Origin of the sequence: Lysinibacillus sp. AR18-8 (assembly GCF_001705465.1) — a bacterium.
Taxonomy (GTDB): domain Bacteria; phylum Bacillota; class Bacilli; order Bacillales_A; family Planococcaceae; genus Lysinibacillus; species Lysinibacillus capsici.
In genome coordinates this window covers 82,881-94,813 of the sequence record NZ_MDGU01000006.1, presented here as the reverse complement: position 1 = coordinate 94,813, position 11,933 = coordinate 82,881, and the positions used below count along the sequence as shown (strand labels likewise).

Here is an 11,933-nt window from a genome sequence, read left to right as displayed (position 1 = left end):
AGCTAGAAACGTCCTTCCCCATGTCTCGTTTCAATAAGACCTAATAACTCTAAACTTCGCAATGCCTCTCTCACAGAGGATCGCCCGACACCTAGACGTTCTGAAAGGACTCTTTCGGAAGGTGACTTTTCACCAGCCTGTATTTTTTCTATTTTAATAAGTTGTCGTAATTGTTGGACGATATCTAAAAACACTTTCTTTTGTTCGGTTTTTTTATCCATACGATCAACTCCTCGGTCAATCTATTCGCCTTGGAATAATTATTGCTGTCGCTTTCCTTTCGCGCAGATAAACAATGCATCCAAAGGCTTTATCTTCATTCAGTAGGTGTTTGGATACCTACTAAAAAGAAACAAAATCCACCACCTTCAGATGATGGCGTCTCTTACTGAATGAATTCAAAAGTGGTCTGGCCACTTTTGAAGTTGGCTTTATCTTACAAAATAATTATTTGAAAGTAAAGAAAAAACTGCATAAAAATTTATGCAGTTTCTTTAATTCCCTTCAATTTCATATTCTTTTCGTCGTTTGTGCATATTTTATTTTCACTTGAGGTCTACCAAAGCGCTTTTCAAGCGTTCTCTCAATGTAAAGCAATTCATCTTCTAGTAAAAGCTCCTGAACAAGAGGAAAAACTTGCAGGAATAAGGTTACAGAAACCGTTCCTTGCTGCTTTGTTGTTTATTAAAAATGAGTAATGATTAAATTCTAAAAAAGAGTTTTTGAAACAAGAAACTGCCCTTAGAAAATTTGGAACTTTAAAGGACAGTTCTGATTTTTAAGTATTCTATTTAGATTTTTAATATCAATCAACAATTTTTAATTTTTAACTCCTCTATCCATCCATTTAAACAGCTATTATTTTCTTCTATTTGCACTCTTACCCAATTATTTTTTTCTTTCTATTACCTCAACTATTGTATTTTTAGGAATTTTTGTTTCTTGAATAGTCTAGATTGTCGGCTTTTCCCAAATCTTATATAACTTCCATTACGTAATATCCCTAATTCATAAGGTAAATAATCTGATTTAGATTTACGATAATTTTTGTATTTCTTGAACTGTTGAATGTTCAGTTATACTAGATTGAATCTTATTAATTGTCTCAATACTATAAGTGGTTAAAAACATCGAAAAAACCATTAACAAAACTTCATCTCCAATTACTGAAATAGTCTCCTTAGTAAAATCAGTTATTTCTTCAATATAAACAATACCTAATATTCCCTGAATACCAAGGCAGTTGAGTTTAGAAATTACTTTTTAATTCATTAAAGTCGATGGTGCTTCATAACTTTTTTATTTAGGTAGAAAGAACATCTGATAAAAATAAGTGCGAGTATTACGAATATTCCACCAATCCAGCTTAAATTTTCTATATTAGTATATTGAATAATGATTCCTCCTAATGCAGAGCCCAGCATCATTCCCACATTCATTAAGGCGGTATTAAAACTGAGTACTGTTTCAGAGGATTGTGGTTTTAATGAAATCAGATAAAACTGCTTTGCTGGTGTCATTGTCCAAGTTGCTACTCCCCAAAAAGCTAGTGTGACAAATACACCCACTGCCCTATACTGTGTAAATGCTAGTACAAATAAAGAGATGATATGAACACATAAACTTAATGTTATTGTTCGATTAGGTCCCCATCTATCTACCGCATATCCTCCAAAGCGTGAGCCAATAAAAGCAAATGTGCCTAAAACAAATAATGCGATACTTGTCATTTCTATAGAAAAACCAGCAGTATGACTTAATAATGGAGCAATGTAGGCAAACACCATCGTATAACCTAAAATCCAAAAAATCGTTGTCATTAAACCAGTTAGGACTCGTTTATCATTCATTATTTGTAGCTGTTGTGTAAATGGCAACGGTTGGTTTCCTTTTATAGCTGGTAATAATTTATAAAGACCTATCATTAAAAAAACTGTACCAAGCACAATGATCAAGAAAATATAGTGCCAATCAAAATGTCCAGCTAAAAATGTTCCAATAGGCACTCCAAGTACTAATGAAACAGTGAAACCTGTAATGACTGTTGCCATTGCACTACCTCTTTTTTCTGGAACTGCGATTTGAGCGGCATAATTGGTGGCAACAACAATATACAGCCCTCCACTCATTGCCATAATGACTCGGGATAACATAAGAATGACGAAATTATAACTGAAAAATGCAACTAGATTTCCTAGAATAAATATAGAGATGGCACTTAAAAGCACTTTTTTACGGTCAAATTTAGACGTTAGCATGACCAATACCAATGCTCCAATAGCATAAGATAAAGAATAAATCGTAATCAACTGGCCAGCTATTGAAATTGAAACATTTAATTCAAAAGAAATCAGTTCTAAAATTCCAGAAACAACAAACTCTGCTGTTCCTGTTACAAAAGCTCCTAAAGCTAAAAGTATGATGATTAGTTGATTTATATTATTTTTCAATTTGTACATCTCCTTATATTTGAACTGCTGTTTTTATTTTAAGTTCCATGTTAACATAAGTAAAATTGATGTTTTTGATAAGGGAGATGAGTAATTACTCATGACTATCGTGCGCTACGAAATCATTGCAAAAGTAGTCGAGCTAGGAAGCTTTACAGAAACTGCTGAAACATTAAATATGACTCAATCTGCCGTGAGCCATGCAGTTGCGAGTTTAGAATCTGAATGGGGAGTTTCTTTATTAATTCGTGATCGAAAAAAAGGAATAACACTTACAGAAATGGGACAAAAAATTCTGCCGCATATCAGAGAAATATTGAAAAGAGTGGAAGTCATTAATCAAGAAATTGCACTTATGACAAGCTTGGAAACAGGTATTATTCGTATCGGCACTTTTGCAAGTGCTTCTTCCTGCCTATTGCCTAAATTACTTGCAAAATTCCGGAAAAAGCATCCTAAAATAGAATTTAAATTTTATGAAGGAACCTATGAGGAAATTACGGAATGGTTGGATTCAGGCATTATTGACATTGGATTTGTAGTAAAAGGAAAATCAAGCCCAAATTTCGATTTGGTTCCTTTGATTAAAGACAAGATGGTAGTCGCTTATCACTCTGCTCATCATTTCCGCTCTAAAGAAATTGTAGAAATGAATGATTTAATGGATGAATCCTTTATTATGCCAACAGGGATGTACCAATCACATGTTGAGGAATTATTTGCAGAAGCGCAAATTAAACCATCTATTCTTTTTGAAGTACACGACTGTACAACCATCGCTAATATGGTACAGGAAGGACTTGGCGTTACGATAGGTCCAGAATTATACTTAAAGACACAGCAAAACATAAAAATCAGCAAACTAAATATTGAAAACAGCCGTGAAGTAGCACTTGCCTGTCATTCTATTGCAAATGCTTCTCCTGCAGTTAAGGAATTTCTCCATGTGGCAAAACATGTTTTTAAGTGAACATTTGGAGCGATTACGTTTCAAAATAGAACTTCCTTTATTCATGTAACTCATGATAAAAGGAAAGAAAAAGGAATTTTTATGTATAGGCCTTTTAGATTTATTAAAAACACCTAACAAGTGTAGTGGAACGTCCCCAAGTGCCGTTTTGGAGCCTTTCGTTAAAAAATGTTTTTCAATAATTGGGCCCTTTTCATGAAGAAAGACGCTTTCCTTTTTTCAGAAAAGCGCCCGATTGTTCAATAAGACATACTTTATTCAGTATAGGAAAAAATACAATAAATTTTGATAAAGGTATAAGAGGAGGATTAAAGAAAAATAAAAAATGTTAATCACTTTTGTACTCACACTTGTTTTTATTACTTCTTTTCAATCAGCAGCTGATTCATCTTCCGAACTAACTCAAGACTCTGAAGAACTTAGATGACAGGGTAAAGGTTGTTTCATCTGTTGCGACGATTGAGTTGTTTGCTGTTGTAATTGGTTCATCTGTTGTAAAGGCTGAGTCATTTGCTGCATTGGTTGTGCCATTTGTTGTAGAGGTTGCATCATTTGTTGTGTGTTCTGTAAATTTAATTTGTTCGATATATTTTTTGTGAATTGCTGAAGATTTCCACTTTGCAACCTCTTGTTATTACCCAAGATAGCAGCTCCAATTACACCCCATGTAAGAAATTTCATTATTAAAAACCCTTTTTCCGTCCCCCTAGTTCATAGCGATTACCATTCAAGCCAGTTTTCTATGTTTGTTCATTACATATCTTCGAAGAATACTCTTTAATTTAACCCGTTATAAAAAGCACATGTTGTTCCCTCTTTGCTGTGGTTTAAATAGGTTTAATTTGGTTGTTTCTCTCGATATGAATTCTTTACCCGTTCAATTTGATCAAGGTGGTCGCGAACATGTTGTACGCGAAATTCAAGTAATTGCTTAAATGTGAATCGTTCCTGATCTATGTACATCCCCACTCGCCTGCTTTGTTCACTCGTTAGATTGTCCAAAATAGGCTGCATACTAGTACGTAACAATTTGAAAAGATGCAAATACTGTTCACGGTCCAATAAGTCATAACTCAAGGTATTCGCCCATGCATCTTGGTCAAATGAGACCAGTATTGGCTCATCCTCTGCCAATACTTTTTTTAGCCTAGGTGTGGCTGAAATCTCGGAATCCGTTACATGTATGAGAATTTGATGAATGCTCCATTTGTTTGGTGCGGGTTTGTATCGAAGCTCCTCCTCTGTTAATCCTTCGATGGCATCCCAAATCATTGTGTATCCTAAGCTGTACTCCTTTATTAAATCCTCCAATTCAGTATCTCCTTTCTCAAGTAACGCTTTTTAAAATTTTAATAAATATATATTCTTTTTTATTGGGTAAGAATCCTTGAATTTTACGAAAATTTATTAAACTAACCTGCTCCGTTAGTATAAAGCGACTGTTCTATTGAACAATCGTACACTTTAACGGAATACCTAAAATATGTCTAAGATCGCTTATAAATGGCTACCCATGAATTTACTTTATTCTAATTTGTGAATCTTGCACACGTAACTTTATTTCGAAGTTACATTCTTCTTTCCATTAAAACTGTATCATGCCATATCCCATCTAATTGAGCAATTTTTTCTCTTGTACCAACAATTCGAAAGCCCATCTTTTTATGTAATAGGATACTTGATGAATTGATCGCAAAGATGGATGATTGGAGTGTCCAAAACCCCTCCTTTTCACTCTCTTCAATTAGTACTTTAAATAGCTTAGAGGCAATACCTTTCCCTTTACTTTCACTCGATATATAAACACTAACTTCTCCAACTCCAGAATAGACGGAGCGTGTAGAGACGGGTGAAATGCCAATCCAACCAACCACTCTATTGTGTTCTTCTGCAACAAAACGCAAGGTCGCATGGTGTCTTTCATCCCATACCAGTTCACTTGGCACTATTGTTTCAAAAGTTGCCATTCCTGTTTCGATTCCCTCTTTATAAATCTTTAATACCTCTTGTAAATCCTTCTTTTCCATTTTACGAATAATAAGTGTGTCCATCCCATTTCCCCCTTGGTATTTTAAAAGGACTGCTAGCTTGCGCTAACAGTCAAATTTTTAACAACATGTATTGGATTGATTGACAAGATTAACACTACATACTCCTGTTTCTGGTAAGTCTAATTCCACACGTTTCGATGCTTCTTCATCTCCTGATAAATAAGCTGTTATGGAACGAACCTGTTCGTAGCCTGTGGCCATTAAGAATGTAGGTGCGCGTCCATAACTTTTTGCACCGACAATGTAGAAGTTCTTTTCTGGTTGTCGTAGTGTTTCTTCTCCATGCGCCCTTACTGTGCCACAACTATGCTCATTAGGATCAATTAAGGGCGCTAATGCTTGCACACTTTCTGTTGCTGAATCAATCGAAAGGCGTAATTCGCTGTTAATTGATAGGTCTGGTCGATTTCCTGTATTGACAATAAGCTCTTCAAATCCTGTTAATACTTTTTGTTCTCCGTTTATAGTACCAACAATATGGATGTTCTCTTCTTTCTTCACCTGTGAGATATAGAAAGGAGTTATTACTTCAACCTTACCTGTATCTACTAACTCATGGATGCGAATACCCAGTGAGCCACGTGCTGCCAACGCATCTTTTTCCTCCCCGCCATAGGCCTCTTCTACAGATTTTTTACGCATAATCCACACAAGCTTTGTTGCAGGATTATCTTTTTGTAATTCAGCCAAAGCTAATAAAGTATTGATCGCTGAATGACCACCACCAATGACAGCAACCTTCTTATTTGCATATCTCTTAGGGTTCGTATTTATATCTGGAATACCATACTCAATGTGATCTGCTATTGCTTTTTCATTTTTTAGCCAAACACCTGTAGAATTTGCTGGGTTTGGATTCCCCCATGTTCCTGTTGCATCAATAACTGCTTTTGCCTCAATAATATCGATATCATCCTCTTTTTCAACATATATATTAAAGGACTGATTGAATCGATTTTTTGATTTCATTTTATCATTAAATTGTCTTGATATACCTACTACTTTTGAGTTCAATCGGATACTTGGTTTTATTTGTGTTAACTCTGCCAAAGGTTTTAAATAAAGATCTATTAATTCATGCCCCGTAGGTATTGTTTCTAAGTTAGGTTCTATCCAATCAGCCCCCTCTAATAATGATTTAGCAGCTTTATTGATGTTATAACGCCATGGAGAAAATAATGTGACATAACCCCAAGTACGAATATTGTGTGCTATTTCATTGCCAGCTTCAAGTAAAATAAATGACTGGTTCTGCTCTACTAGATGAGCAGCAGTAGCTAACCCTATAGGACCTGCACCAATTATGACAATCGGTAAATTCTTATTGGAATTATTAATAGTCTCTTGGACTTCAATAGCGTTAGTAGTACAACAAGATCCATTTTGGTTGATTATTTTAAGTGTTTTCATCATTAATTTCTCCTCTATTTTCTTTATATAAGCATTCCCTTATATAAAATATATTTTTTACGCCTAGCAGTTAGCTAGACGTTGTAAACTTTGTAATTAAAAAATTTCAATTTCACACATTATTTTATCAATTTCTTTTATAGCTTTTTCAAATTGCAAACATGTCGAAGTGCCGTAACGATCCATATCTCCTTTAAAGAAGAAATCAAAAGCGAACTCTTTAGCCTGTTTCAAAATGTAGTCTCTACTATTCATAATTAACTTTAAATAGGCGATAAAATAATCTTTTGTTAATACGCTAGCATGATTTACTACCATTTTTAATCCTCCATTCAACAGATTGAATAATTGCTAACAGAAGTATTACAGCTGCTCAGCTACAAATTGCTCAATCCGTTTTCCAATTGCATCACGTACAGTTTGGAATACAATCCATTTTTCTTCATCAGTACCTGTCGCTTTCGCAGGATCTTCAAATCCCCAATGCTCACGACGAACATGAGGAGGCGTCATTGGACATTTATCAGCTGCATCCCCACATAAAGTAACAACTAACGTGGCGTTGTTTAGTGTCTCTAAATCAATTAAATCGGATGTATGATTTGAAATATCAACCCCTACCTCAGCCATCGCTTTAATGGCCTTCGGATTTACGCCATGTGCTTCAATACCCGCACTTTTAACTGTCCAATTGGTAGGTAGTAATTTCTTTGCCCATCCTTCAGCCATCTGACTTCGACATGAGTTTCCTGTACATAAGAAATAAAGTATATTTGTCATAGTAATTGCTCCTTATAATTTAATGGTTTTAAAGTATTTTTTCTGCCAACGTAGGGCAACCCATACAAGTCCTATGAGAACAGGTACTTCTACAAGTGGACCAATAACAGCAGCAAATGCCACGCCACTATGCAGGCCAAACACACCCACTGCAACCGCAATCGCTAGCTCAAAATTGTTACTTGCAGCTGTAAAAGAAAGAGCTGCTGTGACAGGATAAGATGCCCCAACTTTACGGGAAGAGAAGAATGACACAGCAAACATAATCACAAAGTAAATAAATAATGGAATAGCAATTCGCACTACATCAAGTGGCAGTTCTACTAATTGCTCACCCTTTAAAGCAAACATCATCACAATCGTGAACAACAGTGCAATTAGAGTCAGTGGTGAAATCTTCGGTAAGAACTTTTCCTCATACCAATGTTTCCCTTTTGCTTTAATCCCTATCCAACGTGTGAGGAACCCTGCAGCAAACGGGATACCTAAGTATATAAGTACGCTCTTAGTAATCTCCCACATAGAAATGGATACATGGAAATTCTCTAAACCAAACCAACCAGGTAATACATTTAAGAAAAAGTAAGCAAAAATTGAATAAGTCACGATTTGAAAGATGGAGTTAAACGCAACTAAACCAGCTACATATTCACGGTCTCCACGTGCTAAATCGTTCCATACAATGACCATTGCAATACAACGAGCTAAACCAATCATAATCAGTCCAGCCATATACTCTGGATAATCGTGCAGGAAAATGATGGCTAAAAAGAACATTAAGAACGGTCCGAGTAACCAGTTTTGAAAAAGAGAAAGTAAAAGCACTTTCCAATCCTTAAACACACGCCACATTTCTTCATACTTTACTTTCGCTAATGGTGGGTACATCATGACAATTAACCCGATAGCAATCGGTATGGATGTTGTGCCAATAGACATGGCCTCTAATGCTTCTCCAATATTAGGCATTGTCAAACTTAATAAAACACCTATTCCCATAGCAACAAATATCCATAAGGTAAGGTAACGATCTAGAAAAGATAGCTGCTTGGTTAAAGAATCATTACTCATTTATATTTCCTCCTACATGGCAACAATCTGTGCCACAGTTACACCCGTTTAAAGGTTGAATTTGTTCTAAAATGCCCTTCATCAGTGGAGTTTGATCCTCTACTAAACGGTAATGTTTCCAAGTCCCTACTTTTCGTTCTGTAATAATGCCTGCCTCCTTTAATTTTCGAAGATGTTGACTAACAGCTGGTTGCGATATTCCGAGAACATCTACAAAATCACATACACATACCTCCCCATTCTTCATGCATGCAAGTAATTTAATGCGGTTTAAATCTGCAGCTGCTTTTAGTTGTTTTTCAATTAGTGTATTTTCCATTTATCTGCACTCCTTATATAATTATTTGCTTATATATTATTTTAAATAAAATCACCTCGTTAAAGAAAGGTGAATTAATCCATATATAACTATATTCTTATATTATGATTTAATGTTTTGAATTGCAACAGATTTTTGTAGATTTGGAATAAAGATTGAGCAAAAACACCTCACAAACCTTTATTTTACGTTAAATAAGAAGAATCCCTTTTTGAAAAAGATTGATCAAAAGGGATTTTTCTTTAGCAGTTTTAAGTTAGGTTTTTATAAAAAAGTCTGATCATTTTCCAACTTTGTTGCTCCACAATGGCGCCCTATAATGGAAAATGTATAACTAATATTTCATCTGCATATTATCTTGTAGTATTTTCTCTGCAAGTTTAATGTTTTCTTTTAGAAATAAAGGTAGTTCCGTATGTGCAAGAACCTCTCTACTAATGAGAGACCTCCACCAGCATGCTCCTCCTTTTCACTTCTACGGATTAAAAGCCATTTCTCATTGCGACGAATAGCCCCTTCTACATTTACTACAAACATAAAATACCCCCTATAATTTATACTTTATCCATAAACACATGGCCCTTTTTATTTCGTAGACGCATTTTTTTCTGCAGAAATGCGCCCGGTTATAGAACCTTCAAACAATATTCTGTTACTCATATCACACACCAATTATTACCACCACGACTCAAGCACTTTAATTTGAACTAATAATAAACTAATTTTTTAGATTATTCTCAATATTAATCCTCCTAATTTCTCCAAAACCCTTATTCAACAATATGGCACGATTGTGGAACAAGAAAAAATCTTGCTTTTATATTTTGTGTAAACATTGAGCTTTAGAGATTAAAAGTCGATAAAAACGCGACAACTTTAAAAACTAATCCCTTGATTTTTGTTAAAATGTAAATAAGTTTTTTTTGCTTTTATGTTAAAATTTTGTAAAATAAAACGGAAGACACATATTTTTACAACTTGGGAGGGGCTATATTATGCGAAGTAAACGAATTAAATTAGCAATTGTCGCAATTATTCTTGTCCTTTGTATAACTGGTATTCTATTTTATTCAGAATATGGAACAAAGAATTTTGGAGATGAACTCATTACAAACACTGATAAATTTGAAGAAGTTGTTGATAGCATTTCCGTTTGGGAAATGAACGGTGGTGTAGATAACAAAAATATATTTATCGTAAACAAAGACGATGAATTATATAACGAAGTACGCAGCATTTTGAATAATTGGGAAGCAAAACGAACTTTATTCAAAAGTATGGATGTCTCTAACTCTTATTACAAAATAGTTTTCACTAATAACGACGATACTACTAATCCAATTAATATATTAATTTCAAAAGATGGTATGGTTAACATTAACTCAAGAGAATACGAACTTGTCAAAGGCGATTTAGTTGAATTACTTAATATCGCTAACTATGAATAATCAATCGAGAATGATGAATCTCAAGTACCTTGTATTCCGCTGCAAGTTCGCATGGATTGGTGGAATGCTTGTTGTATGGTGAAGTCCTAAATTTTCTGATTTCTGATTCGTGCAATCATTGCGGAAAGCTCCGTAAGCTAAATAGATCTTTTATTTTACATCTATATGGTTAAGTGAACCAAGATGTAAACAATTATAAATGGTGACTGTTTTTAATAAAGGCGGCCTTCCACAAACTAATCTGTGGAGGACCGCTTTTAATTTGTTCTTATTTACTTAACAATTCTCGTCTCGTGAATTCAGAAGAACAGAACGCTATTCAACAATAGCGTCCAATTGTTGAATATTGTTATCTAACTAAAGCACTCTAAAGTTTAAGTGAAACTGTTCACAACTTACAATCAGTGTTTAAGGATCTCGGATAATGCCTGTTCCTCACCATCTAACATCGAAGTAACGATTGTCATAAAATCTTCAGCTCCAATTTCAAAATGACCTCGACGGAATGGTAACCCCCAATTGCGATTTCCACGCGTAAAAGTGAGCTGGTTTAACAACAGTGCAATCTTAACTTCTCGACAAGGAATATAACGCATATCTCTGCGAAATGGCACAAACGACTCCGACACTTGATGTTTGTAAGCACCGTTATCCGTAACCTGACCAATAGCAGTAAATGCTTGAACTGGCTTCCCTTTGGACATGTCTGTGCGAGGGGAATAGTATATCAGCCAATCACCTGGAGACATTTTACGCAAAGGTGCTGCCTTACCGTGACATAACTGTGCAAAACCACCTTCTATGGCTAAATTCACATGAGAAGCGGATACAACGCCAATCCAATATCTGCTTTTCTGACTTGTTATATTCGACATGATGCATCCCCCTACTCTTCAAATGCTGAACTTTTCAAACGATCCAGTTGTAAAAAATGATGTCTGTAATGCATTTCAATCAACATAAACCATTCCTGCGCGTTTAAAGCACCGAACGCCGGATGAAGTATCTTGTTACTTACAGGCACTTGAAGTAGAACTGATTCCGTATTCCTCATCCGTTCCACTACACTGTGAAGTCCTTCTACCAAATGCTCCATGCTCTCTGGTGGTTGCGGAGTATAGTTTGGCGAAGCAGGGACCTTAATACGAACAGCAGGAAATTGTTCTAGTTTAAAAACAATCTTACCCTGCTCAGTTTTTTCCTTCGCTGGGTTCAATGTCGATTCGCTACCAGCTAAACATTGCTCGACATTATGTAGATGCATGAAAGCTGATTGAATTAAATGTACATACATCTGTCCAATGGACCAATCTTCTTCGTTCAGCTTTCTATGCATTTTATCCATATTGAGTTTTGTCAGTTCTGCCAAATATCTTTCTACTGTAAGTTCAAATGACTTCAATACTTCCTTTGTACTTTTCATCCTTCAAGCAG

General features: G+C 35.2%; 14 protein-coding genes and 1 pseudogene. 2 read left to right on the top strand and 13 right to left on the bottom strand.

All coding sequences use genetic code 11. The annotated features are described in order from the left end of the window. Positions 1–2: 2 nt before the first annotated feature. Positions 3–221, bottom strand: coding sequence for a FadR/GntR family transcriptional regulator (locus BFM98_RS24625; RefSeq protein ID WP_369700631.1), 219 nt, complete (start codon positions 219–221; stop codon positions 3–5). Positions 222–1,271: 1,050 nt separating this feature from the next. Continuing rightward, entirely contained in the window at positions 1,272–2,459 is a 1,188-nt protein-coding gene (locus BFM98_RS05175) for an MFS transporter (protein ID WP_115673618.1), read from the bottom strand. 91 nt (positions 2,460–2,550) lie between these two features. On the opposite strand from BFM98_RS05175, the gene BFM98_RS05170 reads away from it, so the two are divergent. Then, the gene (locus tag BFM98_RS05170; protein ID WP_066036726.1) at positions 2,551–3,420 is read left to right on the top strand and encodes a LysR family transcriptional regulator; all 870 of its coding nucleotides are present in this window, start codon (positions 2,551–2,553) and stop codon (positions 3,418–3,420) included. Between the two features lie 402 nt (positions 3,421–3,822). Here the strand turns inward: BFM98_RS05170 and BFM98_RS05165 are convergent, their stop codons facing one another. The 9 genes and pseudogenes from BFM98_RS05165 to BFM98_RS24235 all read right to left on the bottom strand — a co-directional run. Further along, positions 3,823–4,101: a hypothetical protein gene (locus BFM98_RS05165; RefSeq protein WP_066036725.1), complete on the bottom strand. Its 279-nt coding sequence runs from the start codon at positions 4,099–4,101 to the stop codon at positions 3,823–3,825. A gap of 156 nt (positions 4,102–4,257) precedes the next feature. After that, on the bottom strand, positions 4,258–4,731 hold the full coding sequence (locus tag BFM98_RS05160; RefSeq protein ID WP_066036724.1) for a DinB family protein: 474 nt from the start codon (positions 4,729–4,731) through the stop codon (positions 4,258–4,260). 257 nt (positions 4,732–4,988) lie between these two features. Next, positions 4,989–5,471: a GNAT family N-acetyltransferase gene (locus BFM98_RS05155; protein WP_066036723.1), complete on the bottom strand. Its 483-nt coding sequence runs from the start codon at positions 5,469–5,471 to the stop codon at positions 4,989–4,991. Between the two features lie 57 nt (positions 5,472–5,528). After that, positions 5,529–6,881, bottom strand: a complete 1,353-nt coding sequence (locus BFM98_RS05150; RefSeq protein WP_066036722.1) for an FAD-dependent oxidoreductase — start codon at positions 6,879–6,881, stop codon at positions 5,529–5,531. 96 nt (positions 6,882–6,977) lie between these two features. Beyond that, positions 6,978–7,199 (bottom strand): hypothetical protein, encoded by a 222-nt coding sequence (locus BFM98_RS05145; protein ID WP_066036721.1) that lies wholly within the window; start codon positions 7,197–7,199, stop codon positions 6,978–6,980. Between the two features lie 45 nt (positions 7,200–7,244). Then, positions 7,245–7,661, bottom strand: a complete 417-nt coding sequence (gene arsC, locus BFM98_RS05140) for an arsenate reductase (thioredoxin) (RefSeq protein ID WP_066036720.1) — start codon at positions 7,659–7,661, stop codon at positions 7,245–7,247. 12 nt (positions 7,662–7,673) lie between these two features. Further along, a complete protein-coding gene (gene arsB, locus BFM98_RS05135; RefSeq protein WP_066036719.1) occupies positions 7,674–8,732 on the bottom strand; it encodes an ACR3 family arsenite efflux transporter in 1,059 nt (352 codons plus the stop codon). Further along, the gene (locus tag BFM98_RS05130; protein WP_066036718.1) at positions 8,725–9,051 is read right to left on the bottom strand and encodes an ArsR/SmtB family transcription factor; all 327 of its coding nucleotides are present in this window, start codon (positions 9,049–9,051) and stop codon (positions 8,725–8,727) included. The genes arsB and BFM98_RS05130 overlap by 8 nt, the downstream gene beginning before the upstream one ends. A 432-nt stretch (positions 9,052–9,483) precedes the next feature. After that, a pseudogene (locus tag BFM98_RS24235) lies at positions 9,484–9,588 on the bottom strand (DNA mismatch repair protein MutT); the annotation flags it as partial. 458 nt (positions 9,589–10,046) lie between these two features. Between BFM98_RS24235 and BFM98_RS05120 the strand changes: the two are divergent. Beyond that, on the top strand, positions 10,047–10,499 hold the full coding sequence (locus tag BFM98_RS05120) for a hypothetical protein (protein ID WP_066036717.1): 453 nt from the start codon (positions 10,047–10,049) through the stop codon (positions 10,497–10,499). 401 nt (positions 10,500–10,900) lie between these two features. Here the strand turns inward: BFM98_RS05120 and BFM98_RS05115 are convergent, their stop codons facing one another. Together BFM98_RS05115 and BFM98_RS05110 are read right to left on the bottom strand one after the other, a co-directional pair. Then, positions 10,901–11,374, bottom strand: coding sequence for an EVE domain-containing protein (locus tag BFM98_RS05115; protein WP_066036716.1), 474 nt, complete (start codon positions 11,372–11,374; stop codon positions 10,901–10,903). Between the two features lie 11 nt (positions 11,375–11,385). Next, positions 11,386–11,922, bottom strand: a complete 537-nt coding sequence (locus BFM98_RS05110) for a DinB family protein (protein ID WP_066036715.1) — start codon at positions 11,920–11,922, stop codon at positions 11,386–11,388. Between the last annotated feature and the right edge of the window lie 11 nt (positions 11,923–11,933).

Coding starts and splice junctions, on each gene's coding strand:
- BFM98_RS24625 (WP_369700631.1), bottom strand. CDS start 221: ATGGATAAAAAAACCGAACAAAAGAAAGTGTTTTTAGATATCGTCCAA.
- BFM98_RS05175 (WP_115673618.1), bottom strand. CDS start 2,459: ATGTACAAATTGAAAAATAATATAAATCAACTAATCATCATACTTTTA.
- BFM98_RS05170 (WP_066036726.1), top strand. CDS start 2,551: ATGACTATCGTGCGCTACGAAATCATTGCAAAAGTAGTCGAGCTAGGA.
- BFM98_RS05165 (WP_066036725.1), bottom strand. CDS start 4,101: ATGAAATTTCTTACATGGGGTGTAATTGGAGCTGCTATCTTGGGTAAT.
- BFM98_RS05155 (WP_066036723.1), bottom strand. CDS start 5,471: ATGGACACACTTATTATTCGTAAAATGGAAAAGAAGGATTTACAAGAG.
- BFM98_RS05150 (WP_066036722.1), bottom strand. CDS start 6,881: ATGAAAACACTTAAAATAATCAACCAAAATGGATCTTGTTGTACTACT.
- BFM98_RS05145 (WP_066036721.1), bottom strand. CDS start 7,199: ATGGTAGTAAATCATGCTAGCGTATTAACAAAAGATTATTTTATCGCC.
- arsC (WP_066036720.1), bottom strand. CDS start 7,661: ATGACAAATATACTTTATTTCTTATGTACAGGAAACTCATGTCGAAGT.
- arsB (WP_066036719.1), bottom strand. CDS start 8,732: ATGAGTAATGATTCTTTAACCAAGCAGCTATCTTTTCTAGATCGTTAC.
- BFM98_RS05130 (WP_066036718.1), bottom strand. CDS start 9,051: ATGGAAAATACACTAATTGAAAAACAACTAAAAGCAGCTGCAGATTTA.
- BFM98_RS05120 (WP_066036717.1), top strand. CDS start 10,047: ATGCGAAGTAAACGAATTAAATTAGCAATTGTCGCAATTATTCTTGTC.
- BFM98_RS05115 (WP_066036716.1), bottom strand. CDS start 11,374: ATGTCGAATATAACAAGTCAGAAAAGCAGATATTGGATTGGCGTTGTA.
- BFM98_RS05110 (WP_066036715.1), bottom strand. CDS start 11,922: ATGAAAAGTACAAAGGAAGTATTGAAGTCATTTGAACTTACAGTAGAA.